This window comes from Streptomyces sp. NPDC025638 (genome assembly GCF_055558775.1).
In genome coordinates this window covers 53363-80206 of record NZ_JBVHLX010000020.1, presented here as the reverse complement: position 1 = coordinate 80206, position 26844 = coordinate 53363, and the positions used below count along the sequence as shown (strand labels likewise).

The window sequence follows — 26844 nt, the reverse complement described above, 5'->3', positions numbered from 1 at the left end:
TTGAAGCATGGAGCGAAGGGTGACAGACCCGTGGACCCTCCCAAGGACGAGGTGCTGAGCAGTGACTGTTGACATCGCACAGGGCAACGCGCGCGGCATTGCCTCCATCTACAACTCCGCCGTGGCGGCCTGGGCGATCGCCGCCGCCTGGGAGGTCGGTGCGCTGGACGAACTGCACCGGGCCAGGACGCTGGACACCGCGGACTTCGCCGCGCGCGCCGGACTCGACCCGCAGTCGACCACCGGCCTGTTCCGCGCCCTCGCGGCGGTCGGCCTGGTACGGCGCGACGGTGCCGTCGTGTACACCCTCGACGGCTTCGACGACATGTACCGCAACAAGTCGTTCTTCCACTGGCTGACCCGGGGCAGTGCCGAACTGTTCCGGCAGATGCCCGCCGTGCTGCGCACCGAGAACCGCGCCGGCGACTACTACCACCGCGACGCCGCCGCCATCGCCTACGCCTGCCGGGAGATCGACCAGGTCACCTATGCGCCCACCTTCTGGGCAGCCATGGACCGGGTGGACTTCCCCTTCACCCGCGTCGCCGACCTCGGCTGCGGCAGCGGCGCCCGTCTCATGCAGATCCTCGACCGCCACCCGGGCGCGACGGGCGTCGGCGTCGACATCGCCCGGCCCTCCCTCGACGTGGCGAGGAAGGAGGCGGCCGAGGCCGGGTTCGCGGACCGCGCCGACTTCGTGCAGGGCGACGTGCTGCGCCTGGAACCCCGTCCCGAGTACGCCGACATCGAACTGCTCACCTGTTTCATGATGGGCCACGACTTCTGGCCCCGGGAGAACTGCGTGGCCACCCTGCGCCGGCTGCGCGAGGTCTTCCCCGCGGCCCGGCGCCTGCTGATCGGCGACGCCACCCGCACCGCGCTGCCCGACACCGAACTGCCCGTCTTCACCCTCGGGTTCGAACTCGGCCACGACCTGATGGGCACCTTCCTGCCGACCGTCGAGGACTGGGAGTCGGTCTTCGAGGAGGGCGGCTGGGAGCTGGTACGCACCAACCGCATCGACATCACCGTCGGCGAGGTCATCTTCGAACTCGCCTGATCCGCACGGCACACCGGACCCCGGGCCACGGCGTCACCGCCAGCCGCCCGGGGACGCGCCATCCGGTGCGGCCCGCTCCGCACGATCGGTAAGTCGTTTGACGCAACCCATGGAGTCACGCATGACCACACTCGCGCAGGCCGTCGGGCAGACCCTCGCCGGCAGCGGCATCCGGCACGCGTTCGGGGTGGTGGGCGGCGGGAACATCCTGGCCACCGCCGCGCTCACCGCGGCGGGCGTGCGGTACACGGCGGCCCGGCACGAGGGCGGGGCCATGGCGATGGCCGACGCCTACTTCCGGGCGACCGGCGACGTCGCGATCTGCACCACCACCCACGGGCCCGGCATCGCCAACACCGTCACCGCGCTGGCGGACGCGGCCAAGAACCGCAGCGGGGTCGTCCTGCTGTGCGGCGACGCCCCGTTGAGCGGCCCGAGGCCGCACGACATCGACCAGAGCGCGCTCATGGCCGCGCTCGGGGTCCGTGTCGTCCGGCTCACCGAGCCACGAACGGCCCGCGCGGACACCGCCGACGCCGTACGCATCGCCCGCGAGGGACGCTGCCCCGTCGCCCTGTTCCTGCCTGGCGACCTGCTCGGCCTTCCGCTCCGCGACGAGCGCGCCGCCGTGGCGCCGGGCGCGGCGAGCCTGCCGCCCGCCGTGGACGGTCGTGCCCTGGAGCCGGTCCTCGACGCCCTGGCCGGGGCGCGCCGCCCGCTGCTCCTCGCCGGACTCGGTGCCTGGCACTCCGGCGCCGGCAAGATCCTGAGCGAGTTGGGCGACCGCCTCGGCGCCCTGTTCGCGACCACCGTCATGGCGAGCGGACTGTTCCATGACAGCCCCTGGTCACTGGGGGTCTGCGGCGGCTTCGCGGCACCGGACGCGGCCGCGCTGATGGGCGAGGCCGACGTGGTCGTAGCCTTCGGCGCGAGCCTGGACACCTTCACCCTGCACGGCGGCCGGATCCTCGATCCGGCGGCCACCGTCGTCCAGGTCGACATCGCCGAGCGCAGGCGGGCGCAGCGGACCGACCTCCTGGTGACCGGCGACGCCCACGCCGTCGCGGTACGGCTGCTCGACGCTGTCGAGAAGCGGGCGCTGCCCGTGCCGGACTGGCGCCACCGGCGCGCCGCGCGGGTCGCCCGGGCGCGCGCCGGATGGGCGGCCCTCGCCCACGAGGACGCCTCCACCGCCGACCGGATCGACCCGCACACCCTGACCCGGTCCCTGGCCGCGCTGCTGCCCGAGGAACGCACGGTGGTGCTGGACGGCGGGCACTTCATCGCCTGGCCCGGGATGTACTGGCCCGTCCCCGACCCGGCGGGCTTCGTCTTCACCGGCGCCGCCTTCCAGAGCATCGGCCTGGGCCTGGCCGGCGCGGTCGGCGCGGCGGTGGGCCGCCCCGACCGGCTGACCGTGGCGGCGGTGGGCGACGGCGGCGCGCTGATGGGCCTGCCCGAGCTGGACACACTGGTGCGCTCGGGCCGGCCGGCGCTCGTCGTCGTCTACGACGACGCGGCCTACGGCTTCGAGGAGCACATGTACGCGCCGCAGGGCGCCGACCCGGCCACGTTGTCCTTCGCCGACACCGACTTCGCCGCGGTGGCCCGCGGGCTGGGCGCCACCGCGGTCACGGTACGGCGCCCGGACGACCTCGACGCCGTACGGCGCTGGCGTACGGCGGGCTGCCCGGGCACCCTGGTCCTGGACTGCAAGGTGGTGTCCGGCGTCATCGCGCCGTTCCTGGCCGACCTGCTGGAACGGACCTGAGGGCTCAGCCGCCGAGCAGGCCCCCGCGGGCCTCGCGCAGCCCCTCGAACGAGTCGAGATCGGGAACCGTCCAGCCGTCCAGGTCGTACTCGGACAGGCACTGGTCGACGAACGCCTTGTAGTCGTCGAGCTGCCCGCTCGCCGTCTGCGCGAACAGCAGCTCGGTGCGGACGTTCTCGTGGTTGCCCGAGTAGTTGCGCTCGTACAACTCGTGCCGCCCGCCGAACTCGGTGCCCACCGCGTCCCACAGCAGCTTCAGGACCTTGACGCGCTGGACGGCGTCGATGCCGTCCGAACCGCGCACGTACTTGTCGAGGTAGGGCCGGATCTGCGGGTTCTTGAAGTCCTCGGCGCTGGAGTTCAGATAGATCAGGCCGCTGGCCACGTCCTGCTGGATGATCTCCTTGATCCGGGGATAGCCGATCTGCATGAACCACCGGTAGGCCATGCCGTACTGCGGATTGGGCAGCACCGCCCCGTTCCGCCACTTCACCGGATTGCGCGCGGCCGCGTCCGACAGCCCCCAGAACAGGTTCCGCCAGGCGAGCACCTCGCCCAGGCGCGTCTGCACGCCCCGGAAGTCCTGCGTCCCCGTGATCTCCAGCGCCTTGGCCAGCGCCCCGGCGAGAAACTCCAGCTTCACGGCGAGGCGGACGCAGCCGTGGAAGGTGAACCGCTCCAGGAAGCCCGACTGCCCCGAGAACATCTGGATCTTGGCCATGTCACCGTAGACGAAGACGTCCTCCCACGGGATCAGGACCTTGTCCAGGACGAGGATCGTGTCGTTCTCGTCCAGCCGCGACGACAGCGGATAGTCGAAGGGGCTGCCCATGACGGCGGACATCGCGGTGTAGGACGGGCGGCATATCAGCTTCACCCCCGGCGCGCCCGTGGGCACCGTGGCGACCAGCGCGAACTCCTTCTTCCGCACCGGCAGGCCGTAGTGCGCGATGAAGTTGTGGTGGGTGAGCGCCGACCCGGTGGCGACCACCTTGGCGCCGCTGACGACCAGGCCCGCGTCGGTCTCCTTCTCCACGTGGACGAAGACGTCCGAGACCTCGTCCGCCGGGCGGCTGCGGTCGACCGGCGGATGCACGATCGCGTGGTTCCAGTACAGGACCTTCTCCTGCGACTCGCGGTACCAGCGGCGCGCGTTGTCCGAGAAGGGGGCGTAGAAGTCGGCGTTGGCGCCGAGCGTGCCGAGGAAGGCGGCCTTGTAGTCGGGGCTGCGCCCCATCCAGCCGTAGCTCATCCGCGACCAGGCGGCGATCGCCCGCTGGTCGGCCACCAGGTCCTCGGCGCTGTGCGGGGTGGTGAAGAACCGGTGCGTGTAGCCGCCGCTGCCGGTGTCGGTCGCGGTGGTCAGCACCTCGCGGTGGGCCGGGTCGTGCAGCGCGTCGTACAGGCGGGCCGTCATCCGCACCGGGTTGCGGAAGGCCGGGTGCGCGGTGACGTCCTTGACGCGCTCCCCGTACAGGTACACCTCGCGGTCGTCCCGCAGGCTCTCGACGTACTCCTCGCCCGTCAACGGACGGGCGGCGGAAGCCTTTTCGCGGCCTGCTCCGGCGTGCTGCTGATCGGTCATGCGCCTCATCGTGACAGCCGCCGGCCGGCGGAGGCTTCTTGCTGCGTGCGGGAGCCGGCCCATCCCCGCGCCGACGTGCCGAAGTCGCGCCGAGCACCGCAAAAGCGCACGGACGGAGGTGCCTGGAGGGCCCCCGCGGTGTGAGCGTCGGGTGCGCGAAACGGTCCCGCTTCGACGACCGACACCTCTGTACCTTCCGGGAGGACCCACGATGCTCACCGCCGACATCCCCACGCGAGCGCACCTGGTGCAGCGTGCCGGTGAACTCGCACCGCTGCTGAAGAAGAACGCCGCGCAGGCGGAGGAGGACCGGCGGCTGCAGGACGAGACGATCGAGGCACTGGCCGAGGCGGGACTGTTCAAGCTTCGCGTGCCCAAGCGCTACGGCGGCTACGAGGTCGACACCCGCACCCTGGTCGAGGTCGCCGCCGAGCTCGGCCGCGCCGACGGAGCGGCCTCCTGGACGACATCGGTCTACTGGATCCCCACCTTCATGGCGTGCCTGTTCCCCGACAGCGTCCAGGACGAGGTGTTCGCCACCCCCGACGTGCGCATCTGCGGCACGCTCAGCCCGTCGGCGCTGGCCGCCCCGGCCGAGGGCGGCATCGTCGTCAACGGCAAGTGGGGCTTCGTCAGCGGTGCCCAGCACGCCCACTGGCAGGAGATCATCGCCGTCCAGCCGACGCCCGACGGCCGGCACCTGCCGGTGATGGCCCTCGTCCCGATGTCGGACCTCCAGATCATCGACGACTGGGACACCTCCGGCCTGCGCGGCACCGGCAGCGTCAGCACCGTCGCCCAGGACGTCTTCGTACCGCAGGAGCGGGTGATCCCGCTCCCGGCGATCCTGCAGGGCCAGTACGCCTCCGAGCTGAACGCCGCGAGCCCGGTCTACCGTGTCCCGCTGCTGCCGGTCGCCGCCGCCTCCTCGGTCGGCACCGTCCTCGGCCTCGCCCGTGCCGCCCGCGACGTCTTCTTCGAGCGGCTGCCCGGCCGCACCCTCACCTACACCGCGTACGAGACCCAGGCCGAGGCGCCGCTGACCCACCACCAGGTCGCCACGGCCACCCTCAAGATCGACCAGGCCGAGTTCCACGCCCACCGCCTCGCCGACCTCGTCGACGCCAAGGGCCTGACCGGCGAGGAGTTCACCGTGGAGGAGCGGGCACGCGCCCGCGCCGACATGGGCGCCGTGGTCCGCCTCGCCAAGGAGGCCGTCGACATCCTCGCCGCGGCCTCCGGCGGCTCCTCGATCTACCGCGACGTCCCGATCCAGCGGATCAGCCGCGACATCCAGGCCGTCAGCCTCCACGCGCTGATGAACCCGGACACCAACAACGAGCTGTACGGCCGGGTCCTGTGCGGCCTGGAGCCCAACACCCTCTACATCTGAGCCCCTTCACCGACCGAACGCCCCAGGAGCAGCACATGACCGCGCAGAGCACCGAGACCACCATCACCGTGACCGACGAGGACAAGGCCGCCATCGCCGCGCTGCCCCAGCGCATCGTCGAGGCATGGGCCGCGCACGACGCCGACGCCTTCGCCGGCGTCTTCACCCCCGACGGCACGATGATCATCCCCGGCGTCTTCCAGAAGGGCCGGGACGCCATCCGCGCCTTCATGGCCCAGGCGTTCGCGGGCCCGTTCAAGGGCACCCGCGTCACTGGCACCCCCGTCGACCTGCGCTTCGCCAACAGCGAGTCCGGCATCCTGATCACCCGGGGCGGCGTCCTCGCCCCCGGCGAGAGCGAGCCGAGCACCGAGCGCGCCGTCCACGCCTCCTGGGTCGTCGTCAAGCGCGAGGGGCAGTGGTTCCTCGCCGCGTACCAGAACACTCCGCGCCACGCCGCCTGACGGCGCCCGCATCGCTAGAGAGGTGAAGTCCATGACCGACAGGGTGGGCGAGCGCGCGGTGGTGCTCGGCGGCAGCATGGCGGGGCTCCTGGCCGCGCGGGTGCTCGCCGACTCCTACGACGAGGTGCTCGTCGTGGAGCGCGACACGATCAGCGGGGCGACCACGGCCCGCAAGGGCGTGGGGCAGGGACGCCACGTCCACGGGCTGCTCGCACGCGGGCAGCAGATCCTCGACGAGCTGTTTCCCGGGTTCACCCGCGACGCCGTCGAGGCCGGTGTCCCGACCGGCGACCTGGGCGAGCTGCGCTGGTTCTTCAACGGCCGCCGGCTCAGCCCCGGTACGACCGGGCTGATCTGCGTCTCGGCCACGCGCCCGGTGCTGGAGAGCCGGGTGCGCGAGCGGGTCGCGGCGCTGCCCGGCGTGACCCTTCTGGAGCGGTACGACATCGTCGGACTGGTGGCCGACGACGCCCGCGACACCGTCACCGGTGTCCGCGTGCAGTCCCAGGAGCCGGGGGCGGGGGAGCGGACGATCGAGGCGGACCTCGTCGTCGACGCGACCGGACGCGGCTCGCGCACCCCGCTGTGGCTTCAGGAGTTCGGCTACGAGCGCCCCGAGGAGGCGCGCATCCGCATCGACCTCAGCTACACCACGCGCAAGTTCCGGCTGCGCGACGAGGCGGTGCTCGCCGGCGATCTGTCGATCAACCCCGTCTCCTCGCCGAGCCACCGGCGCGGCGCGTTCCTGTCCCGGATCGAGGACGGCCTCGTCGTGGTCTCCCTCACCGGCGTGCTCGGCGACAGCGCCCCCGCCGACCTGCCCGGCTTCCTGGAGTGGACGCGCACCCTGCCGGTGCCCGACATCCACGACGTCATCCACGACGCCGAGCCGGTCGACGACGGTGCGGTCTTCCGCTACCCGGCCAGCCAGCGCCGCCACTACGAGCGGCTGTCCCGCTTCCCGGGCCGCTTCCTGGTCCTGGGCGACGCCGCGTGCAGCTTCAACCCGGTGTACGGGCAGGGCATGACCGTCGCCGCGCTGGAGGCGCTGGTGCTGCGCGACCACCTGAGCCGGGGCGAGGTCGACCCGAAGGCGTTCCTGGCGGACATCGCGCAGGTCATCGAGGTGCCCTGGCAGTTCTCCGCCGGCGCCGACCTCGGCTACCCCGAGGTCGAGGGCGAGCGCACCCCGGAGTGGGAGGCGTCCGGCGCCTTCATGGCCGCGCTGCACGCCGCGGCCGTCGTCGACGGCGAGGTCACGGCCACGTTCATGCGCGTCGCGGGCCTGGTCGCCACACCGGACGCGCTCATGAGCCCCGACATGCTGCGGCGGGTCGAGGAAGGCGCACGCGAGTCCGCGGCGGCCCTCGCCGCGTAGCACCCGCGGCCGCTGCGGCCGCCCGTGCCGGCTCCCCGCCGGGAGCCGGGAGCCGTGAGCCCGTCCCGCGCCAGGCGCGGGACGGGCTCACCCGTGTGCGGCCGCGGCCGCTGCTGTCGTGTGCTGTGAGCTGGGCGCACTACCCGTGATCCCGAGTGCTCCCGCGAGCACGACAGCGGGCAGGCTGGCCGGGCGTACTTGCCGCCGGGCAGGAACGCGGCGTGGCCGGAGAAGTGTGCCCTCTCGACTCGACGCCCTCGTTGACGCCCTCCGCGATCCCACCACCCACACCGCGCACTTCCGTGGCAGCCAGCAGGCCTGCAGCGCCGCCGAGCTGGCATACCCTTCGCGGGTGACCACCACCATGACGGAGGACGTCGCGGCGGCCGCCGCCGACACCCTCGCCTGCGGAGCGTGCGGGGCGGCCGTACCCCGGCCCGCACCCGGACAGTTCGCGCCCCCGTGGGATCAGGGCCGGCGCTGGCTCGGCAGCCTCGGCCTGTACTCGTGCCCCTCCAGCCCGCCCGTCGAACTCAACGGGAACGGGTGGCCCCGGCCCACCTGATGGTGGCGCCCCCACCGCAGGGCGTGCCCGGCTGGTCCGTCCAGGTCCCGGCGCCGCAGCCGCACACATACCTGCGGGCGGTCCGCCGCGACACCAACGAACCCGCGAAGGACGACAACGGGCGCTGGCAGTACCTGTGGCGCGACCACCAGCCGCTGTTCATCTAGCCGGGACAGTTCACGCCGCGCGGCGGGCCGACACCAGCAGCGTCGCCGCCGTACGCGGCCCCCCACCCGTCGCAGGCCACAGCTCCACCGCGATGTCCGTGAACCCGGCCTGGTCCAGGAGCTTGACCCACACCTGCTCCTCCAGCACCCAGCGCGGCATCGTGGTCGCTTCTCCGTCCGGCGTCTTCGCGCCGACCCTCCCGGCGACCACGTCCGCCTGCGCAGGCGCCCCCGACAGGTAGTGGGCCAGCGTGGAGAACACCAGCCGCCCGCCCGGCCGCAGCGCCGCTGCGGCCGCCGGCAGCAGCTCCCGCGGATCGGTGAAGTCCACCGCCCCGAACACGGAGTACAGCACGTCATAGGTGGCAGGCACGGCCTGAAGGTGCGCGGTCACATCGCCGGACACGACCTGAAGGCGCGGCGCGAGGTGCCCGAACAGATCGGCGGCCATCGCGCTCTGCGCGGGCGAGGAGTCCACCGCGTCGACCCGGGCGGGCCGGTGACGGATGGCCAGGTGCGCGGCGTGCCGGGCCGCCCCGGCGCCGAGGTCTGCCACGCACGCCCCGTCCAGGCCGCCCAGGACCTCCGTACCGGGCCCGGAGTCCTGGCCCCACGTCCAGCGGAAACGGTCGGGAACGTCGCGGTCGGTCTCGGCACGGGAGCGGCCGTAGTGATGCCAGAGATCTGGGGTGGTCGTTGTCACCCGCCCCATCCTGGCCCGGCCCGCCCCCCAGCGGGCCGGGACCGGTCAAAGCTCACCCCCCGGCCGCAGGGTCAGTGCGAGTCGCTGCCCGGGTGGCACGGGCCGCAGTCGCCCTCACCATGACCGTCGGTTCGGCCGACCCGCGGACCGGCGAATTCGGCGGCCACACCCACCACGGCAACTCGACGGACGGCGCGACACAGTGACTACGACCTACCGGTTTCGGAACTTCAACGTCACGGAGCAACCGGGTGTCGGGCCCGACGAGTTGGCGATGCCCGAGTTTCAGGCCGTGCGCGTCTCGGGCGACGATGCCGACTGCGGCAAGACGTCCGGCGACGTGCGCAGCCTGGAGGAGGTCACCCGTTGGATGGCGGAGCGCACGCGGGACACCGGGCATCAGCGATACCGGCACGCGTATTGGGTGTACGTCACGGTCGAGCCGGGGGCGTGGCAGCGATGGTGACCGAGGAGCGGCGGGCGGAGCCGTGGCAGCGTGCCGAGCGAATACGGATGGAGGTCGACGCCGTCTGCCCGATGCTCCCCGCACCCACCCCTGACGACGGCATAGCCACGCCCGTGTGCGGCCGCGGCCGTACCCCCTCCGGTCACCCGGGCCCACGCCCGCCGCCGGGCAAACCGCAGGGCCGTCCGGGACCTCACGTCCCGGACGGCCCTTCGCGTGCGGGGCTCAGCGGGCGGCGGCGCCGGCCGGCACCTTCGCGTTCAGCCGCACCGGCAGGCCGCGGTGGCCGTTCATGATGAACGTCGGCAGCGGCTGGAGCTCGTCGCGGCCGACTGCCAGCTCCAGGTCCGGGAAGCGCTCGAACAGCCGGGACAGACCGGTCGTGGCCACCAGGCGGGCGATGCCCGCGCCCAGGCAGTAGTGCGGCCCGAACCCGAACGACAGATGGGACTTGTCGCTCCGCGTGAGGTCGAACGTCTCGGGCGCGGCGGCGTGCAGCTCGGGATCACGGCCCACCGCGGCGTAGTTGACCAGGATCGGGTCGCCCTTCGGGATGGTCACCCCGTCCAGCTCGATGTCCTCCGCCGCGTACCGCAGCGGCAGATGAGCCAGCGGCGACTCCACGCGCAGCGTCTCGTCGATCACGTCGTCCCAGGTGGCGCGCCCGGAACGGACCAGCTCCAGCTGCGAACGGTCGCTCAGCAGCGCGGTGATGGCGTTGTCGAAGAAGTTGATCGTGGTCTCCGAGCCGGCCCCGAGGATCGCGAAGATCGTGTCGGTCAGCTCGTCCTCGGACAGCCGCGAGCCGTCCTCGTCGCGGGCGGCGACCAGGTCGCTCGTGATGTCCTCGCCCGGCTCGCGCCGCTTGTCGGCGATCAGGTCGGCCATCGCGCCGCGCCAGCCCGCCAGCACGCCCTGGGCCTGCTCCGGGGTGATGGTGGTGTCCACCATCGCGTCGATGACCTTGGCCGTCTTGGCGCGGGCCTCCTCCGGCATGCCGATCAGGTCGGCCACCAGCCGGGCCGGCAGCGGGTAGGCGAACCGCTCGCGCAGGTCCACCGTCTCACCGGGCCCGGCCTGCTCCAGCGCGTCGAGCAGCTGGTCGGTCAGCTCCTCCACGCGGGGACGGAACGCCTCGGCGCGGCGCGGGGTGAACGCCTTGCCGACCAGCTTGCGCAGCCGCACGTGGTTCTTGCCGTAGGCCGTCACCATGTTGTCCATCGCGACCCAGCTGATCAACTCCCAGTCCGGCGGCACCTCGCCGTTGACGAAGGCCGGCCAGTGGTTGCGGGCGCTCTTGGTCACACGCGGGTCGGCGAGCACCTGCTTGATCACCGCGTGGCCGTTCAGCGACCAGGCGAGCACACCACCCGGCAGTTCCACCTGGGTCGCCGGGCCCCTGGCCCGCAAGGTCGCGGCCTCGGCGTGGATGTCGCGGCCGGTGGTGTCGAGGGCGAAGGGGCAGCCTTGTTCCATCGGATCTCCTAGCAAGGGGACTACCGGCTTTAGCCGGTGGGGGAATTGCTTCTCAGTGCTGCTGTGACCCCGGCTGTGTGCACGGGGCCGCAGCGCATCGCGAAGTGGCAGCATCTTGGTTGTGGCGAGAGGTGATCGCCGGGAGTCGCTGAACCTGCGCGTCTCACCGGACTTGAAGCGGCAGATCGAGGCATACGCCGAGCGCGTAGGCATCTCGATCAATGCCGCTGCCTGCGTACTCCTCGCCGAAGGACTCCGCGCCGAGCGGAGGCGCGAGCGGTGATCCGCGCGTACAAGTTCCTCTTGCGCCCCACGGCCCATCAGGTGGCCGCGCTGCGCGGGATGCTGGCCGACCACTGCTCGCTCTACAACGGAGCCTTGCAGGAACGCCGGGATGCCTACCGGGACAGTTTGAAGACGAGCATCAGGTACGGCGAGCAGTCCGCACAGCTCAAGGACATCCGGGCGTTCGACCCGGAGCGTCAGGGCCGCTGGTCCTTCAGCTCGCAACAGGCCACGCTGCGACGCCTGGACAAGGCGTTCGCCGCGTTCTTCAAGCGAGTCAAGGCCGGACAGACACCCGGATACCCCAGGTTCAAGGGCATCGGCCACTTCGACACCGTCACGTTCCCGAAGGACGGCGACGGCTGCCGCTGGGATTCCACCCCGCACGACGCGCAGACCCGCGTACGCCTGCAAGGTGTAGGACACGTCCGCGTGCACCAGCACCGGCCCGTCAAGGGGCGGGTGAAGACGATCAGCGTCAAGCGCGAAGGCAGGCGCTGGTACGTGGTCCTGGCGTGCGATGCCGTTCCCGCCGAGCCCCTTGCGCCCACCGGCGCGCTCGTCGGTATCGACATGGGTGTTGCCCACTTCCTGACCACGTCGGACGGCGGGCACGTCGCGAATCCGCGCTTCCTGGAAGCCATGGCCGACGAGCTGGCCGAGGCACAGCGGTACCTTGCGACGTTCCCGAAGCGGACCCGGCAGCGCACCAAGCGTCACCGCGCCGCGGCCCGGAAGGTCGCGAAACTGTACGCCAGAATCCGGCGACAGCGTCTCGACTTCCACCACAAGACCGCCCGCGCGCTGGTCAGCGACCACGACGTCATCGCGCACGAGCGGCTCAACACGGCGGGCATGACCAAGTCGCCCGCACCCAAGGCCGACCCGGACACTCCCGGCGGCTTCCTGCCGAACGGTGCTGCAGCGAAGGCCGGACTCAACCGAAGCATCCTCGACGCGGGTTGGGCGCAGTTCCTCGGGATCCTGGCGAACAAGGCTGAGAGTGCCGGTCGCCTCACGATCCCCGTGGATGCGCGCAACACCTCCCGCACGTGTCCCGACTGCGGGCACGTTGCGAAGGAGAACCGTGTCACCCAAGCCGACTTCAAGTGCACGACGTGCGGTTTCACCGGGAACGCGGACCACGTCGGCGCGACGAACGTCCTCAACAGGGCCGGGCTGGTCCTCTGCGACGTGGCCTGGCCACCGACACAGGAAGCCCGCGCGTTTACGCGTGGGTGGAGTCACGGGTTCATCCCGATCTGTCAAAAGTGAGGGCGTGGGCGGAGGCGGCGTCCAGGGGCGCAGCGCGGCGGCACTCACCGGCCGGCCGTACCGAAGTGCGCCCGGGCCAGCTCGCGGTTGGCGAGCGAGGAGAGGAAGACGCCGTTGCCGGCGTGGCTGTGCAGCGTGGACAGGTCGCGCCAGACCCGCTCGATGCGCTCGCCGGCCCGCACCGAGCTGGACCCCGCGGTCGGGAACAGCTGCCCCTCGACCGCCCGCCAGGACAGCCGCACGGCCTCCCGGCTGATGGTGGCCAGCCGGAGTTCCTCCTCGCGCGTGAACGCCGCCGCCTCCTTGCGGCACAGCTCCTGCCACTGCTGCGTGGCGTGCAGCACCGCCGCCTCGGCCGCGGCGATCATGCCGGTGGCCTCGCCGTAGCGGAACTGGAAGTCGGGGTCCTCGGTGCGCGGGACGATCGGGAAGAACGTCGTCGTACGGCTGCGCATCAGCTGCTCGTACGCGTCCAGGGCGCCCTTGGCCATGCCGACGGCGAGGACGCCCAGCTCCAGCAGCATGAAGCTGAGCGGACCGCCGCCGTACTCGGGGCCGTGCAGGCTGCGTCCCGGGGTCTGTTCGGTGACCGGCAGCTGGCTCAGGTGCCCGCCGAGCGTGTGGTGCCCGGGCACGCGGCCGCCCTCGATGCGGATGCTGTGCGAGCCGCTGCCCTTGAGGCCGAGCTGGGCACCCCAGTCGTCCAGGCGCTCGAACTGCTCGCGCGGGGCGACGAACAGCATCGGCGCGGGAGGTTCGCCCTCGCCCTGGGCCACCAGGGTGTGGCCTATGAAGTGGGTGGCGTAGGGGGCGCCGGAGCAGTAGCTCCAGGTGCCGTCGAGCACCCAGCCGCCCTCGCCGTCGGGCCGCGCCGAGCCCGCCGGGGCGACCGTCGCGGGACAGATGAAGTCGCCGCCGGCGAACAGCTCCGCCTGCGTGGCCTCGTCGAACAGGGTGCCCACGACCAGCGCGTGCGCGGCGCCGAAGAGGTACATCCAGCCGGTCGAGGGGCAGCCGCGGGCCAGCGCCATGGAGACCTTCATGAAGGTCTCGGGGCCGAACTCGTAACCGCCGTAGCGACGCGGTACGAGGATGCGGTAGAAGCCGGCGCGGGCGAAGGCCTCGTGGGTGTCCTCGGCGTAGAAGCCGCGCCGCTCGGTCTCGGCCTGCCGCTCGACCAGGGTCGCGGCCAGGGCCTCGGCCCGGGCGACGATCTCCTCGGGGGTCAGGCCGGGCTCCGGGGGAGTCACAGGGGCGAAGGGGGCCAGGGTTGTCATCGTCGATGGATCCTCTTGGCGTCGAAGGGGGCTCGGCTCCCGCGGGTCAGTCCAGCGGGGTGTGGGGCGCGTCGGCCAGCGTGCTCAGCAGTTCGCGGAACCGGGCCACCAGTTGGGCCGCGGTGGACTCGTCGAAGCGGTTGTGGTCGAACTTCAGGCTTCCGGCGAGCTGCCCGTTCGGCAGCACGTCCATCGCCCACAGACCGCCGTCCGGGATCGCCGAACTGACCCGCTGCGACAGGGTCCTGTGCCGGATCTCCGCGAACCGCAGGCCGCCGGCCGGCGTTCCCTCCATCGGGAACGCGGTCTGCAGCACCTCGAACGCGACGACGGCGAGGGAGCCGTTGGCGAACGGGGCGAGCAGCGCGGGGCTGTCCTCGGCGATCCGGGCGAAGGGGATCTCGTGCTGGTAGGCGCCGACACAGGCGACGCGCGCCCGCTCCAGCACCTCGGCCAGGGTCTCGCAGCCGGTGGTGTCGATCCGTACGGGCATGAAGTTGAAGAACGGGCCGACCGCGTCCATGAACCGCTCCTCGTAGCGGCCGGAGGAGAAGGTCGGGAAGACCACGTCGGGGGTGCCGGTGCGCTCGCGCAGCAGCACGCTGTAGGCGGCGGCCATCACCATGAACGGCGTGCAGCGCTTGTCCCTGGCGGACCTCAGGACGGCCGAGGACAGCTGCGCGTCGAAGACGAACCGGTGCACGCCGTACGCGCTCGCCAGGTTCTCGTCCCGCGGCCGGTCCGAGGTGATCCCGGTGATCTGCGCCCCCGCCAGCCGCTCGCGCCAGTAGCCGCGCGCACGGTCCACGCGTCCGCTCGCGGCGGTGTCCTGCTGCCGGCGGGCGAACTCCTGGTACTGCGCGGGTACGGGCTGGCCGGCGGCATGGTGCGTCACGCGCGCCGCGTAGGCGGCGGCCAGGTCGCGCATGATCACCTGCAGCGACCAGGCGTCGGTCGAGGTGTGGTGGGTGGCCAGCACCAGGACCGCGTCCGTGGCGTCGAAGCGGCCCACGGCCGCGCGCAGGTGCGGCAGTTCGCGCACCCCGAACGGGCGGGCGTCCAGCTCGTTCAGGAACTCCTCGGCCCGCACATCACGCGGCGTCGCCGCGTCGGCGCCCAGCTCGCGGACCTCCAGCGGGACCGGCGACGGCGGCTCGACCACCTGGTGGCCGCCCTGCTCGTCGCCGCGCACGGAGGTGCGCAGCACCTCGTGGCGGACCACGACGTCGTCGAGGGCCAGCTGGAGGGCGGTGAGGTCGATCTCGCCGGTGACCCGCCAGCCGCACACCAGGGTGTGGCGGTGACCGAAGGCACCGTCCGTCTCGCCCTTGTCGAACGCGCGCAGGAACTCCTGGTTGTACGACAGCGGGATGCGCTGGGCAATACCCTCCGCCTCCGGCGGTACGGCGGTGATGCTCACGTGATCCAGTCCTCTCCGGGTGGTGGGGCGGTGCGCCCGCGGGCGCGGCCGCCGGGGTTCAGGCGGCGGCCGCCTCGGCCGCCTCGTGGCGGCGGTTCGAGGCCCGGTCGATGAAGTCGAGGCACCGCGCGCGGGCGGCCGGGCCGTAGGCGACCGGCCAGCCGGCCGGGGTCTCCAGCTCGGCGGGCCACAGCGAGTGCCGGCCCAGGGTGTTGACAAGGACGACGCACTCGCGCCCGGCGGTGTCCTCGGCGGCGGGCCGGCCGGTCATCGCGCGGCCCCCGCGAGTTTGGCCTCCTCGGTGAGTTCCTCCAGGCGGCGGTCCAGTTCGGCGACCGTCGGATGGTTCAGCACATCGCTGACGGAGATCTCGTAGCCCAGCTCGGCCTCGATGCGGGAGGCCAGGCGCACGGCCTGCAGCGACTCACCGCCGAGCGCGAAGAAGCTGTCGTCCACGCCGACTTCGGGCACACCGAGCACGCGGGAGAACAGCGCGCACAGAACGTCCTGCCGTTCGCCGGCCGCCGGGGCGGAGCCGGTGCCGTGCCGCGGTGCGGGCGCGGGCAGTGCCGCGCGGTCCAGCTTCCCATTGGCCGTCAGGGGCAGCTCGGCGAGCTCGACGAACGCGGCGGGCACCATGTAGTCGGGCAGCACCTGGGCGACGGCCGTCCGCAGCGCCGCCAGGTCCAGACCCGGTGCCTTGGGCACGAGGTAGGCGACCAGGCGCCGCTCGCCGCCCTCCTGCTCCAGGGCGACGACGGCGGCGTGGGCCAAATCCTCGCGTCCCGCCAGCACGTGCTCCACCTCGGCCGGCTCCACGCGGAAACCACGTATCTTGACCTGGTCGCCGACGCGGCCCGCGAACTCCAGGCCGCGCGGGCCGCGCCGCATGAGGTCGCCGGTGCGGTACATCCGGGACCCCGGAGCCTCGGGGTCCTCGACGAAGCGTTCGGCCGTCAGGTCCGGGCGCCGGTAGTAGCCGAGGGCGAGCCGCTCGCCCGCGATGTACAGCTCCCCGGTCCCGCCGTCCGCCACCGGCCGCAGCCGCTCGTCCAGCAGCCGTGCGTCGACGGTGTCCAGCGGCCGGCCGACGGGTATCACCGCGGTCGGCTCGTAGGGCGCGGTCAGCGTCGCGGAGGCGGCGAACGAGGACACCTCGGTGGCGCCGTACATGGCGCGCACGACCAGGTCCGGGCAGGCGTCGAGGACGCGCCCGACGGCGGCCGGGGAGATGACGTCCCCTCCGGTCAGGACCTCGCGCACGGTGGCGAAGCTGTCCGGGGCCTCGTCGGCGAAGAGCCGGAACAGACCGGCGGTGACGTGCAGCGCGGTGATGCCGTGCGCCGTGATGAGCCGGCGCACCGCGCGTACGTCCAGGTCGCCGGGCGGCGGCAGCACGATCTCGCCGCCGCGCAGCAGCGGGACCCACAGCTCGTAGGTGGAGACACCGAAGGCGTACGGGGCGAGCGCCAGGATCCGCCGGTGTGCGTCACCGTCCCAGCAGGAGTCGTCGACCAGGCCGAGCACACCGCGGTGGGGGACCGTGACGCCCTTCGGCTCACCGGTGGAGCCCGAGGTGTGGATGACGTACGCCGGCGCCTCGGGCCCCACCGGGACACCCGGGTCGGTGGCGGGGGCCGCGGCCGTGGGCTCGTCGCCGGCGGGCAGGACGACCTGGCGGGTGCGGGGCAGCCCGCGTGCCCGGCTCACCCGGTCCGCGAGCAGCACCGGGGAGCCGGCCCGGTCCATGATCTGCTGCATCCGCGGCAGCGGGTGGGCGCTGTGCAACGGCAGGTAGAAGGCACCGGCCTTGAGGGTGGCGAGGATCGCGACCACGAGGTCGGCGGAGCGCTCCATCAGCACCGCGACCGGATCATGCGGCTCGACGCCCGCCCCGAGCAGCCGGTGGGCGAGGCGGTTGGCCCGCTCGTCCAGCTGACGGTAGGTCAGTGTCTCGTCGCCCGCCGACACCGCCACCGCGTCCGGCGTCCGGCGTGCCTGCGCGGCGAAACGTTCGTGAATCGAGGTGGAGACCATCGCTTACGTCCAATCGCTCGTCCCTGCCGAGGGCAGCCCGCACGCAGGCGGCCTGACGGGTCAGCCGGAACGGTCACACAGGGCCGCCGGGCGCTGCATCTCCTGGATTGCCGTGCGTCATACGGCAGTTGGCGGCCGACCGCCGGGTCGCGGCGGCCCGTGGCAACACCGCACGGCAGAAGATGGCGCCGCAATCACGCCATGCCCATGCTGAACAAGCCATCGAGACACAGAGGAGCTCTGACGCAGTGAATGCCAATCGGGCCGAGGCACCGGCCCCACAGACCAAGCGCGTCGGGGGACTCGACGGTGTCCGCGCGCTGTGTGCCCTCGGAGTGGCGGCCGTCCACACGTCCTTCGCCGCCGGAGTCATGGGTGCCTACACGGCACGGCCCGGCAACCAGGCCCTCGCCGACCTGCTGGCCGGCATGCGCCCGCTGGCGCTGGGCCCCTTCTTCGTCCTGTCCGGCATGCTGTTGTACCGGCCCTTCGCCCGCTGGACCCTCGGCGGCGCCGAGCGCCCCAAGGTCGGCCCGTTCCTCGCCAAGCGCCTGGCCCGGCTGTGGCCCGCCTACATACTGCTGTCGCTGGTCTGCGTGTTCCTGCTCAACTTCGACGCGGTCGACGGAGTCTGGTACGTGCTGCGGCCGATCCTGATGCTCCAGGTCTACGACTACACGTGGATCGCCGGCATGGACCCGGCCTGGACCGTCCCGGCCGAGATGCAGTACTACCTGGCCCTCCCGCTGCTGGCCGTACTGATGCACTGGCTGGCCCGGGGCACGGACGACCCGGTGCGCAAGGTGCGCCGCATGATGGTGCCGCTGGCGCTCATCACCGTCGGATCAGCGGTGTGGACGTACTACATCCACCGCCCGCAGATGGGCATCTACCCCACCAAGTACTGGTGGCCGCTGGGGGTGGGCGGTGCCTTCGCCCTCGGTATGGCGATGGCCCTCCTGCACGTCCTCGCCGAGCTGCGGCCCGACCGCAAGCCCGCCCTGTACCGGATCGCCGCCAACCACCCGCTGCTGTTCTGGATCGGCGCCCTGGCCGTCTACGCCTTCAACTGCACCCAGCCCTTCGGCCGCCCCGGCTACGGCGACTACGAGGGCGTCGGCCTCGCCCTGACCCAGTACTTCCTGCTGCTGGTCTTCTCCTACCTGATGGTGATGCCGCTCTCGATCCCCGGCACCAAGTCCCGGGTCGTCGACGCGATCGTCGCCAACCCCGTCTCGCGCTACCTGGGACGCATCTCCTACGGCATCTACCTGTGGCACTTCGCCATCATGTACTTCTGGTTCCAGACCGGCAGCGTCTTCGGCACCCAGCCGGGTCTGATGAACCAGCTGCGCGGCACGATCGGCTTCCCGGAGCTGATGACCGCGGTGCTCGTCGGCAGCATCCTGGCCGCCAGCGCCAGCCACTACCTCGTCGAACGCCCCATCGTGAAGGCCGTCGGACGCTGGGCCGCCCGCAAGGACGGCGCCGACCCGGCCGCCGCCCCCGCGCAGGAGGCGTACACCGTCGCCGGACCCCGCTGACCCGCGCACGACCACGCACCACCCGCCCCGAAGGCCTCCCGGCCCTCGGGGCTTCGTGCGCCCCGTGCGCGGACGCAGCAATTCCGAAGATGCGCCGCGCCCCACGCCGTCAGCAGGCTGGACCAGGACACCACCCGACATCCGCTTGCGCAGCCCGGCGCTTGACGTCTCAGGAGAACAATGAACACAGTTCAGTCCGCCGACGGCACCACGATCGCCTACGACCGCCTTGGCGAGGGCGAACCGCTGATCCTCGTGGGCGGTTCCTTCAGCGAGCGGGCGCATCCGACCATGACGCAGCTGGCCGAGGAACTGGCCCCCCACTTCACTGTCTTCAACTACGACCGCCGCGGCCGCGGGGACAGCGGCGACGCCGCCGAGTACGCCGTGGAGCGCGAGATCGAGGACCTCGCGGCACTGATCGCCGAGGCCGGCGGCTCGGCCAGGGTGTTCGGCCTGTCGGCCGGCGGCGCCCTGGCGTTCAAGGCCGCGGCCGCCGGTCTGGACATCACGCAGATCGCCGTCTACGACCCGCCGTACGTCGTCGACGAGTCCGGCCCGCGGCCCCCGGCCGGCTTCACCGCCCGCCTCGCGGAACTGAGCGCGTCCGGCCGGCGTGCCGAGGCCGTCGAGTTCTTCATGACCGAGGGCATGGGGGCGCCGGCCGAGGCCGTCGCCGGAATGAAGTTCGCCCCGTTCTGGGCGGGCCTCGAAGCCCTGGCGCACACGCTGCCGTACGACACGACCATCGTCGGCGACGACTTCGTCCTGCCGACCGAGGAACTGGCATCCGTCACCGCCCCGGTGTTCGTGGTGCACGGCGGTGAGGCGGACGCGTGGCTGAAGGCCTCCGCGCAGGCGGTCACCGACGCCCTGCCCGACGCCCGCCGGCACGCCCTGGCCGGCCAGGGCATCGCCGTCGACCCGGCCGTCCTCGCACCCGAGTTGAAGAACTTCTTCGCCAACTGAGGCCACCGGCAACGGGCTTCGGCCCGATCCGCCGGGCGGCACCGCGCAGCGCCCGTGGAGCGTGGCTCCACGGGCGCTGCCGCATGCGCGCATTCAGCAATACGGAAGATGCGGCCCCGATTGAACGCCCGGGACGATGAAACGTCCCCGCCGCGCGGCCGCAGCGCGCCCGGCCGCGGAACGTCCCCCTTGAAGGAGAGAACTCCATGCGAGCATGGTTCGAACGAGCCGCCGGCGTGCCCGGCAGCCGTCGCGGAAAATGGCTCGTCCTCGTGACCTGGCTGATCGCGGTGATGGCGCTCGGCGCGCTCGCCGGGAAGCTCGGCGAGGTCCAGGACACCAGCGCCAACGCCTTCCTGCCGCGCGGCGCCGAGTCGGCCAAGGTGAACACGGAGCTGGAGAAGTTCCGCACCGACGACCTCACCTCGGCCGTCGTGGTCTACAGCGGCACGGGCATGCTGAGCGACGAGGCCCGCGCCAAGGTCCGGGCCGACCACGCCGCCTTCGCGAAGGTCGCCGCCGAGGGACGGCAGGTGCCGCCGGTCGTCGAGTCCAAGGACGGCAAGGCCCTCATGGTGGTCGTGCCGCTGCCCGGCAAGGAGCAGTCGGTCGTCGCCGACAAGATCGCCGAGCTGCGCCGTATCGCGGACGCCCATGCCCCGCCCGGGCTCGACGCCCGCGTCGGCGGCCCGGCCGGCTCGCTCGCCGACGCCTTCACCGTCTTCGACAGCCTCGACGGCACGCTGATGATGGCCACCGGCCTCATCGTCGTCGTCCTGCTGCTGCTCACCTACCGCAGTCCCGTCCTGTGGCTCTTCCCCGCGCTCGCCGTCGCCTTCGCCTCCGTGCTGACCCAGGCCGGCACCTACCTCCTCGCCAAGGGAGCGGGCCTCCAGGTCGACCCGCAGAGCTCGGGCGTGCTGATGGTCCTCGTCTTCGGCATCGGAACGGACTACGCGCTGCTGCTCATCGCCCGCTACCGCGAGGAACTGCACCGCCACGCGGACCGGCACACGGCCATGCAGGCCGCCCTGCGCCGCAGCGGACCCGCCGTGCTCGCCTCCGCGGGCACCGTCGCGATCGGCCTGGCCTGCCTCGCCTTCGCCGAGATCAACTCCTCCCGCTCCATGGGCCTGGTCGGCGTCATCGGCGTCCTGTGCGGCTTCCTCGCGATGGTCACGATCCTGCCGGCCCTGCTCGTCATCGCCGGCCGCTGGGTGTTCTGGCCGCTCGTGCCGCGCGAGGGCGCGCCCGTGCGCGCCGCCCGCCCGCTGTGGGAGCGCGTCGGCCAGGCCGTCGCGGCCCGGCCCCGCGCCTCGTGGATCACCTCGCTCGCCGTCACCGGCGCCCTCGCGCTGGGCGCCCTGGGCCTGAACATGGGGCTCAGCCAGACCGACTGGTTCCAGAACAAGCCGGAGTCGGTCGTCGCCCAGGAGAAGCTCTCCCAGCACTTCCCGTCCGGCTCCGCCGACCCGGCGACGATCGTCGTCAGGACGCCGGACGCGGCCGAGGCCGCCCGCGCCGCCCGCGGCACGAAGGGCGTCGTCGAGGTCAGCACCGTCGGCCGCACCCCGGACGGCACCCTCACCCAGCTGGCCGCCGTGCTGCCCGGCACACCCGACAGCGACGCGGCCAAGCACACCGTCGAGGCCCTGCGGGACCGGGTCGACGGACTCGTCGGCGGCACCGCCGCCCAGGCCCTGGACAAGGAGAACGCCGCCGCACGCGACCTGGACGTCGTGGTGCCGCTGGTCCTGCTCGTCGTCCTGCTCGTGCTGGTGTGGCTGCTGCGCGCGTTGGTCGCGCCGCTCGTCCTGCTCGCGACGGTCGTCGTGTCCTACTTCGCCGCCCTCGGCGCCTCGAACCTCCTGTTCGACCACGTCATGGGCTACCCCGGCGTCGACTGGACGGTGCCGCTGCTGGGCTTCGTCTTCCTCGTCGCGCTCGGCATCGACTACAACATCTTCCTGATGCACCGGGTGAAGCAGGAGACCGCCCTGCACGGTCACACCAAGGGCGTCCTGATCGGACTGAGCAGCACCGGCGGCGTCATCAGCTCGGCCGGCCTCGTGCTCGCCGCGACGTTCGCCGTGTTCGCCGGGCTGCCGCTGGTGGCGATGGCCCAGATGGGCTTCGTCGTCTGCATCGGCGTCCTGATCGACACCTTCCTCGTCCGTACGGTCCTGGTGCCGGCGCTCGCCCTGGACCTCGGCCCGCGCTTCTGGGCACCGGGCCGGCTGTCCGCGGACCGTGCGGCACCCGCGGCGGCGACGTCCGAGCCAGAGCGCCGTCAGACGCTCGAAAGCGTCTGACGACAAGCGCCGCTCCGTCCGTCTGCGACCCCCAAGTCAGCAGCGCAACAAGGGAGATGGCCCCCGACTGCCCGTGCGCCACGATGAAGGCCACGGCTCCGGGAGGGGGCCGCCGACCAAGGGAGGACATGCCGTGTTGGGTGACGGGGACGGATCGGCCGCCAAGCTGTGGGCGATGGCGAGCCTGGGCACGCCGATGGCCGTGCGCGTGGCGGCGACGCTGCGGATCGCCGACCACATCGCCGCGGGGCGCCGCACCGCGGCCGAGCTCGCCGAGGCCGCGGGCGCGCACACCGAGGCGCTCGACCGCCTGCTGCGCTACCTCGCGGTCCGGGGCGTCCTGGAGCGCGACGAGACCGGGCGCTACGCCCTGACGCCCCTGGGCGAACCACTGCGCGAGGACCACCCGGCCGGCATCCGGGCCTGGTTCGACATCGACGGCGCGGGCCGCGGCGAGCTGTCGTTCGTCGAGCTGCTGCACAGCGTCCGCACCGGCGAGGCCGCCTTCCCGGTCCGCTACGGACGCGAGTACTGGGAGGACCTGACCGCCGACCCCGACCGCGTCGCCTCCTTCAACAAGCTGCTCGGGGCCGACGTCGCCGAGCGCGCCCCAGGCGTCGTCACCGGGTTCGACTGGGCGTCCCTGGGCCATGTCGTCGACGTCGGCGGCGGCGACGGCTCGCTGCTGGCCGAACTGCTGCACGCCAACCCGGCCCTGCGGGGCACGGTCGTCGACCTGCCCGACGCCACCCACACCGCCAAGGAGCGGTTCGCCGCCGCCGGGCTGGGGGACCGCGCCGACACCGTCGCCGGAAGCTTCTTCGACCCGCTGCCCCCGGGCGCGGGCGGCTATGTGCTCTCACTGGTCCTGCACGACTGGCACGACGAACCCGCCACCGCCATCCTGCGGCGCTGCGCCGAGGCGGCCGGCGAGAACGGCTCGGTCTTCGTCATCGAGACGGTCGGCTCCGCCGGGGAAACGCCGCACACCGGCATGGACCTGCGGATGCTGTGCGTGTACGGCGCCAAGGAACGGGGTGTCGCCGAGTTCTCCGCGCTGGGCGCCGCCGCCGGACTCGACGTCGTGGCGGTCCACCCCGCGGGCCCGTCGGTCATCATCCAACTGGCCGCGGCCCGATGAGGCCCCGGACGGCCGCCGGGACGACAACGGCCGAGGAGGCCTGGGCGGCGCTGACGACGGTCAGCGGCCGCCAGGACCCCTACCCCTGGTACGAGGCGGTCCGAGCCCATGGCGAGGCCGCCTGGCTCGGGCCCGGCAAGCTGGTCGTCGTCGGGTACGAGGAGTGCGACCGCGCGCTGCGGGACACCCGCCTGCACGTCCAGGACGCCGCGCGGTACGACGCGTCGGCACCGGGCTGGCGGGACCACTCCTCGCTGCGCGCCTTCACCAGCTCGATGCTGTACAGCAATCCGCCCGACCACACCCGGCTGCGCGCGGTGGCCGGCTTCGCCTTCACCCCGCCGAAAATCCGCCGGCTGCGCTCGGTGATCGAGGAGATGACCGAGCGACTGCTGGACCGCATGGCCGGTCTCGGCGCCGCGGGGTCGGCCGTCGATCTCATCGCCGAGTTCGCCTCCCGGCTGCCCGTCGCCGTCATCAGCGCCATGCTCGGCTTCCCCGAGCAGGACCAGGTGTGGTTCCGCGACATGGCCTCGACCATCGCCGTCTCCACGGACGGCTTCCGCGACGCCGCGGCCCTGGAGCGCGCCGACCGCGCGATGGACGAGATGACCGCCTACTTCGCCGACCTCGCCGGCCGGCGCCGCCGCGAGCCCCGCGACGACCTCGTCACCCACCTGGTGAACACCCACGACGAGGACCCGCACCGGCTCGGCCACGACGAGCTGATGGGCACCTTGATGGTGCTGCTCACGGCCGGGTTCGAGACGACGAGCTTCCTCATCGGCCATGGCGCCCTGCTCGCCCTGGCACGGCCCGCCTTCGCCGAACGGCTGTGCGCGGACCCGGACTTCGTCACGGGATACGTCGAGGAGATCCTGCGCTTCGAGCCCCCCGTGCACGTCACCAGCCGCTGGGCGGCCGCCGACACCGAGCTGCCCGGCACCGCCGTGCCCGCCGGGACCCGGCTGACACTGATCCTGGCCGCCGCCAACCGCGACGCGCGGCGCTTCGCGGACCCGGCCCGCTTCGACCCGGACCGGCGCGACAACCGGCCCCTGAGCTTCGGCGCCGGCGGGCACTTCTGCCTGGGCGCCCCGCTCGCCCGCCTGGAGGCGCAGATCGCGCTGCCCCGGCTGTTCGCCCGCTTCCCCCGCCTGAGGGCGACAGAGCCGCCCGTCTACCGCGACCGCTGGGTCGTACGCGGCCTGGACACCTTCCCCGTCGCCGTGACCGCCTGAGCACCACCCGCGCGACGCGCCTCCTCCACCGCCAACGGCCCCGAACCACTACCAGGTTCGGGGCCGTTGGTCCATCCAGCATTTACGAAGATGCCCGGATCGCGGCGGAGACATGACGATTTAAGGGAGTCAACGGGCCGACAACGGCAGGGAATGTGCTCGCCGGGCACCGGCGCCGTCCGGATCCTCCGAAGGAGACACCTCGTGACAACACGTCTGAAGATCCTCGCCATCAACGGATCGGAGCGGGACGGCAACACCGCCGACGTCCTCCGGCACGCGGCCGCGATCGCCGAGCAGCGTGGTGTCGAGTTCGAGACCGTCGACCTGCGCAACATCCGGATGGAACGGTGCGGCCCCTGCGGCGACTGCAACGACCGTCCCGTCCCCTGCGCACTGGCCGACGGCGTGTCCGGCGTCGTGCAGAAGATGATCGACGCGGACGGCATCATCTTCGCCGCGCCGGTGCACGGATTCGGCACCGCGAACCTGATGCAGACCTTCATCGAGCGGGCCGGCGTCGGCTATCTGCGCTTCGACCGGCCGCTGAGCAACAAGGTCGCCGGCATCATCTCCGTCGCCCGCCGCTACAGCGCCGGCGAGGTGTGGGCCCAGCTCACCGTCAACGCACTGCTCAACCGCATGATCGTGGTGGGCAGCGGGTTCCCGGCCACGGTGCACGCGCTGCACCGGGGCGACGCGCTCAAGGACGACGAGGGGCTGAAGAACGTGCAGCGCATGGTCGACCGCATGGTCGACATGATCCAGCTGCTCGACGAGCACCGCCGGCTGACCGGCCGTGACGACCTGCTGGTCTCCGGCGACGTCAATGAGCGTGTCGGCCTCGCCCTGAACGAGACGAAGGTGCCGGCGTGACCACCGCGCTGCAGACCCTGCGGGCCCCCGCGCGCGGCCAGAACCTCGACGACTTCCTCGCCGCCTACCGCAACGTCAGCCGGGCCTTCTACGACTCCACCCTCACCGACGCCCAACTGGCCGAATGGCGCCAGGACCAGCTGACCACGGTGCTGCACCATGTCACCGAACGCTCCCCGTTCTACCGCTGCCACCTGGCGGGCGTGGACATCGACGCCGTCACCCCCGAGGACCTGTCGGCGCTGCCCTTCACCACCAAGGACGACCTGCGCCGCGAGATGTACGACGTGCTGTCCGGACGGGTCGGCGAGGCGAGCATCTACTACGAGACCAACGGCACCACCGGCGCCGCCACACCGTGCCCGCGCGGCCCCAGGGACATCGCCACCTCCAACGCGGCCGTCGAGGAGGCCTGGCGGCGGTTGTTCCGCTCCCGCTTCGGCGACCGCATGCCGGTCGTCGGCCTCATGGGCCCCTCGGAGCTGTACGCGTTCGGCGATGTGTTCAGCGCCGTCACCGCCTCGCTCGGCGCCTGCCACGTCAAGATCTGGCCCGAGTCGCCCCGGGTCGGCTTCAAGAAGGCGCTGCGCCTGATCGAGGAACTGGGCGTCGAGGTCGTGGTCTGCGCGCCCGCCCTGTGCCTGAGCCTCGCCAAGGCCGCGCTGCACTACGGCTACGACCTCGCCGAACTGCCGGTGAAGCTGTTCCTGGTGCTCGGCGAGATCTGCACACCGCAGTTCGCCGCCAACGTGTCGACCGTGTGGCCCCAGGCCGTTGTACGCCCCGCGCTGTACGGCTCCCAGGAGGCACTGTGCATCGCCACGGGCGCCGACGACGGCCGGCTGCACCTGTCGGCGCCCAACTACCTGACCGAGCTGATCGACCCGGACAGCGGGGCCGTGCTCGACGACACCGCAGAGGGCGAGCTGGTGCTGACCATGCTCGTCGACGGCATCAAGCCGCTGATCCGCTACCGCACCGGGGACCTGGTCCGCATCGCCCCCGCACCGGCCGGCGCACCGCTGCCCGGCCCCGTCGTCGAGGTCGTCGGCCGGGCCGCCGACCGCATCGCGCTCGGCCGGGCCCGGCTCCACCCCGGACAGCTGGAGACGGCAGTCCTCGACGGGGTGCGCGGCTGCCTGGGCTACCAGGTCGTCATCGACCGGACGAGCGACGGCGAGGACGAGATCACCGTCCATATGGACCTGCTGCCCCGGGCCGCGGACCCGGACGCCGTCGCCGATGCCGTGGCCGGGCGGCTGCGCGCGCTGACCGGCGCCCGGGCCAGGGTCGTCATCGAGTCCGACCTCGACCCGGTGACCCACACCGGCTCCTTCGTGAGCTGGAAGGCGGCCCGGGTGCTCGATCTGCGCTCCGCCCCCGACAGCGCGGCCGTCACCGCCCGGCAGGTCGCGCACCGCTACGCGATCACCACGTGA

At 72.4% G+C, this 26844-nt stretch carries 24 protein-coding genes; 17 read left to right on the top strand and 7 right to left on the bottom strand.

Features of this window, described 5'->3' with window-relative positions:
- Window positions 1–61 precede the first annotated feature (61 nt).
- Together ACZ4EG_RS38465 and ACZ4EG_RS38460 are read left to right on the top strand one after the other, a co-directional pair.
- Window positions 62–1060, top strand: coding sequence for a class I SAM-dependent methyltransferase (locus ACZ4EG_RS38465; protein WP_467793916.1), 999 nt, complete (start codon window positions 62–64; stop codon window positions 1058–1060).
- 121 nt (window positions 1061–1181) lie between these two features.
- Window positions 1182–2831, top strand: coding sequence for a thiamine pyrophosphate-binding protein (locus ACZ4EG_RS38460; RefSeq protein ID WP_467793915.1), 1650 nt, complete (start codon window positions 1182–1184; stop codon window positions 2829–2831).
- Between the two features lie 4 nt (window positions 2832–2835).
- Here ACZ4EG_RS38460 and ACZ4EG_RS38455 read toward each other — a convergent pair whose 3' ends face one another.
- A complete protein-coding gene (locus ACZ4EG_RS38455; RefSeq protein WP_453560709.1) occupies window positions 2836–4416 on the bottom strand; it encodes a 4-hydroxyphenylacetate 3-hydroxylase family protein in 1581 nt (526 codons plus the stop codon).
- A gap of 211 nt (window positions 4417–4627) precedes the next feature.
- On the opposite strand from ACZ4EG_RS38455, the gene ACZ4EG_RS38450 reads away from it, so the two are divergent.
- From ACZ4EG_RS38450 to ACZ4EG_RS38430, 5 genes are all read left to right on the top strand, one after another.
- The gene (locus tag ACZ4EG_RS38450) at window positions 4628–5809 is read left to right on the top strand and encodes an acyl-CoA dehydrogenase family protein (RefSeq protein ID WP_453560706.1); all 1182 of its coding nucleotides are present in this window, start codon (window positions 4628–4630) and stop codon (window positions 5807–5809) included.
- Window positions 5810–5844: 35 nt separating this feature from the next.
- A complete protein-coding gene (locus ACZ4EG_RS38445; protein ID WP_390708481.1) occupies window positions 5845–6273 on the top strand; it encodes an SgcJ/EcaC family oxidoreductase in 429 nt (142 codons plus the stop codon).
- Window positions 6274–6304: 31 nt separating this feature from the next.
- Window positions 6305–7651, top strand: a complete 1347-nt coding sequence (locus tag ACZ4EG_RS38440) for an FAD-dependent oxidoreductase (RefSeq protein WP_467793914.1) — start codon at window positions 6305–6307, stop codon at window positions 7649–7651.
- A gap of 352 nt (window positions 7652–8003) precedes the next feature.
- Entirely contained in the window at window positions 8004–8216 is a 213-nt protein-coding gene (locus tag ACZ4EG_RS38435) for a hypothetical protein (protein ID WP_467793913.1), read from the top strand.
- On the top strand, window positions 8198–8383 hold the full coding sequence (locus tag ACZ4EG_RS38430) for a hypothetical protein (protein WP_467793912.1): 186 nt from the start codon (window positions 8198–8200) through the stop codon (window positions 8381–8383). The genes ACZ4EG_RS38435 and ACZ4EG_RS38430 overlap by 19 nt, the downstream gene beginning before the upstream one ends.
- Before the next feature lie 10 nt (window positions 8384–8393).
- Here the strand turns inward: ACZ4EG_RS38430 and ACZ4EG_RS38425 are convergent, their stop codons facing one another.
- Window positions 8394–9086 carry a class I SAM-dependent methyltransferase gene (locus ACZ4EG_RS38425; RefSeq protein WP_467793911.1) on the bottom strand — a complete coding sequence of 231 codons (693 nt, stop codon included), beginning with the start codon at window positions 9084–9086 and terminating at the stop codon, window positions 8394–8396.
- A 274-nt stretch (window positions 9087–9360) separates the two neighbouring features.
- Here ACZ4EG_RS38425 and ACZ4EG_RS38420 point away from each other — a divergent pair, with 274 nt between their 5' ends.
- Window positions 9361–9552 carry a hypothetical protein gene (locus ACZ4EG_RS38420; protein WP_467793910.1) on the top strand — a complete coding sequence of 64 codons (192 nt, stop codon included), beginning with the start codon at window positions 9361–9363 and terminating at the stop codon, window positions 9550–9552.
- 225 nt (window positions 9553–9777) lie between these two features.
- On the opposite strand, the gene ACZ4EG_RS38415 is transcribed toward ACZ4EG_RS38420, so the two are convergent.
- A complete protein-coding gene (locus ACZ4EG_RS38415) occupies window positions 9778–11028 on the bottom strand; it encodes a cytochrome P450 family protein (RefSeq protein ID WP_467793909.1) in 1251 nt (416 codons plus the stop codon).
- Window positions 11029–11149: 121 nt separating this feature from the next.
- Between ACZ4EG_RS38415 and ACZ4EG_RS38410 the strand changes: the two genes are divergently transcribed.
- Window positions 11150–11311, top strand: a complete 162-nt coding sequence (locus tag ACZ4EG_RS38410; protein WP_467793908.1) for a toxin-antitoxin system HicB family antitoxin — start codon at window positions 11150–11152, stop codon at window positions 11309–11311.
- The gene (locus tag ACZ4EG_RS38405; protein WP_467793907.1) at window positions 11308–12588 is read left to right on the top strand and encodes an RNA-guided endonuclease InsQ/TnpB family protein; all 1281 of its coding nucleotides are present in this window, start codon (window positions 11308–11310) and stop codon (window positions 12586–12588) included. Before ACZ4EG_RS38410 ends, ACZ4EG_RS38405 begins: the two co-directional genes overlap by 4 nt.
- Before the next feature lie 44 nt (window positions 12589–12632).
- Here ACZ4EG_RS38405 and ACZ4EG_RS38400 read toward each other — a convergent pair whose 3' ends face one another.
- Genes ACZ4EG_RS38400 through ACZ4EG_RS38385 form a run of 4 tightly spaced genes read right to left on the bottom strand, consistent with a single transcriptional unit; the run spans window position 12633 to window position 17322 of the window.
- The gene (locus ACZ4EG_RS38400) at window positions 12633–13865 is read right to left on the bottom strand and encodes an acyl-CoA dehydrogenase family protein (protein ID WP_467793906.1); all 1233 of its coding nucleotides are present in this window, start codon (window positions 13863–13865) and stop codon (window positions 12633–12635) included.
- 46 nt (window positions 13866–13911) lie between these two features.
- A complete protein-coding gene (locus ACZ4EG_RS38395) occupies window positions 13912–15285 on the bottom strand; it encodes a condensation domain-containing protein (protein ID WP_467793905.1) in 1374 nt (457 codons plus the stop codon).
- 58 nt (window positions 15286–15343) lie between these two features.
- Window positions 15344–15556 carry an MbtH family NRPS accessory protein gene (locus ACZ4EG_RS38390; protein ID WP_467793904.1) on the bottom strand — a complete coding sequence of 71 codons (213 nt, stop codon included), beginning with the start codon at window positions 15554–15556 and terminating at the stop codon, window positions 15344–15346.
- The gene (locus ACZ4EG_RS38385; RefSeq protein WP_467793903.1) at window positions 15553–17322 is read right to left on the bottom strand and encodes a non-ribosomal peptide synthetase; all 1770 of its coding nucleotides are present in this window, start codon (window positions 17320–17322) and stop codon (window positions 15553–15555) included. The genes ACZ4EG_RS38390 and ACZ4EG_RS38385 overlap by 4 nt, the downstream gene beginning before the upstream one ends.
- 248 nt (window positions 17323–17570) lie before the next feature.
- On the opposite strand from ACZ4EG_RS38385, the gene ACZ4EG_RS38380 reads away from it, so the two are divergent.
- From ACZ4EG_RS38380 to ACZ4EG_RS38350, 7 genes are all read left to right on the top strand, one after another.
- Window positions 17571–18866, top strand: a complete 1296-nt coding sequence (locus tag ACZ4EG_RS38380) for an acyltransferase family protein (RefSeq protein WP_467793902.1) — start codon at window positions 17571–17573, stop codon at window positions 18864–18866.
- 180 nt (window positions 18867–19046) lie between these two features.
- Window positions 19047–19835, top strand: coding sequence for an alpha/beta fold hydrolase (locus ACZ4EG_RS38375; protein ID WP_467793901.1), 789 nt, complete (start codon window positions 19047–19049; stop codon window positions 19833–19835).
- 206 nt (window positions 19836–20041) lie between these two features.
- Window positions 20042–22147, top strand: a complete 2106-nt coding sequence (locus ACZ4EG_RS38370) for an MMPL family transporter (protein WP_467793900.1) — start codon at window positions 20042–20044, stop codon at window positions 22145–22147.
- 136 nt (window positions 22148–22283) lie between these two features.
- Window positions 22284–23288, top strand: a complete 1005-nt coding sequence (locus ACZ4EG_RS38365) for a methyltransferase (RefSeq protein ID WP_467793971.1) — start codon at window positions 22284–22286, stop codon at window positions 23286–23288.
- Window positions 23285–24529, top strand: coding sequence for a cytochrome P450 (locus ACZ4EG_RS38360; RefSeq protein WP_467793899.1), 1245 nt, complete (start codon window positions 23285–23287; stop codon window positions 24527–24529). The genes ACZ4EG_RS38365 and ACZ4EG_RS38360 overlap by 4 nt, the downstream gene beginning before the upstream one ends.
- A 204-nt stretch (window positions 24530–24733) precedes the next feature.
- Complete coding sequence (locus ACZ4EG_RS38355) at window positions 24734–25405, top strand: flavodoxin family protein (protein WP_467793898.1); 672 nt, start codon at window positions 24734–24736, stop codon at window positions 25403–25405.
- The gene (locus tag ACZ4EG_RS38350) at window positions 25402–26844 is read left to right on the top strand and encodes a phenylacetate--CoA ligase family protein (protein WP_467793897.1); all 1443 of its coding nucleotides are present in this window, start codon (window positions 25402–25404) and stop codon (window positions 26842–26844) included. The genes ACZ4EG_RS38355 and ACZ4EG_RS38350 overlap by 4 nt, the downstream gene beginning before the upstream one ends.

Coding starts and splice junctions, on each gene's coding strand:
- ACZ4EG_RS38420 (WP_467793910.1), top strand. CDS start 9,361: ATGCCCGAGTTTCAGGCCGTGCGCGTCTCGGGCGACGATGCCGACTGC.
- ACZ4EG_RS38385 (WP_467793903.1), bottom strand. CDS start 17,322: ATGGTCTCCACCTCGATTCACGAACGTTTCGCCGCGCAGGCACGCCGG.
- ACZ4EG_RS38375 (WP_467793901.1), top strand. CDS start 19,047: ATGAACACAGTTCAGTCCGCCGACGGCACCACGATCGCCTACGACCGC.
- ACZ4EG_RS38455 (WP_453560709.1), bottom strand. CDS start 4,416: ATGACCGATCAGCAGCACGCCGGAGCAGGCCGCGAAAAGGCTTCCGCC.
- ACZ4EG_RS38415 (WP_467793909.1), bottom strand. CDS start 11,028: ATGGAACAAGGCTGCCCCTTCGCCCTCGACACCACCGGCCGCGACATC.
- ACZ4EG_RS38400 (WP_467793906.1), bottom strand. CDS start 13,865: ATGACAACCCTGGCCCCCTTCGCCCCTGTGACTCCCCCGGAGCCCGGC.
- ACZ4EG_RS38390 (WP_467793904.1), bottom strand. CDS start 15,556: ATGACCGGCCGGCCCGCCGCCGAGGACACCGCCGGGCGCGAGTGCGTC.
- ACZ4EG_RS38360 (WP_467793899.1), top strand. CDS start 23,285: ATGAGGCCCCGGACGGCCGCCGGGACGACAACGGCCGAGGAGGCCTGG.
- ACZ4EG_RS38370 (WP_467793900.1), top strand. CDS start 20,042: ATGCGAGCATGGTTCGAACGAGCCGCCGGCGTGCCCGGCAGCCGTCGC.
- ACZ4EG_RS38460 (WP_467793915.1), top strand. CDS start 1,182: ATGACCACACTCGCGCAGGCCGTCGGGCAGACCCTCGCCGGCAGCGGC.
- ACZ4EG_RS38445 (WP_390708481.1), top strand. CDS start 5,845: ATGACCGCGCAGAGCACCGAGACCACCATCACCGTGACCGACGAGGAC.
- ACZ4EG_RS38440 (WP_467793914.1), top strand. CDS start 6,305: ATGACCGACAGGGTGGGCGAGCGCGCGGTGGTGCTCGGCGGCAGCATG.
- ACZ4EG_RS38450 (WP_453560706.1), top strand. CDS start 4,628: ATGCTCACCGCCGACATCCCCACGCGAGCGCACCTGGTGCAGCGTGCC.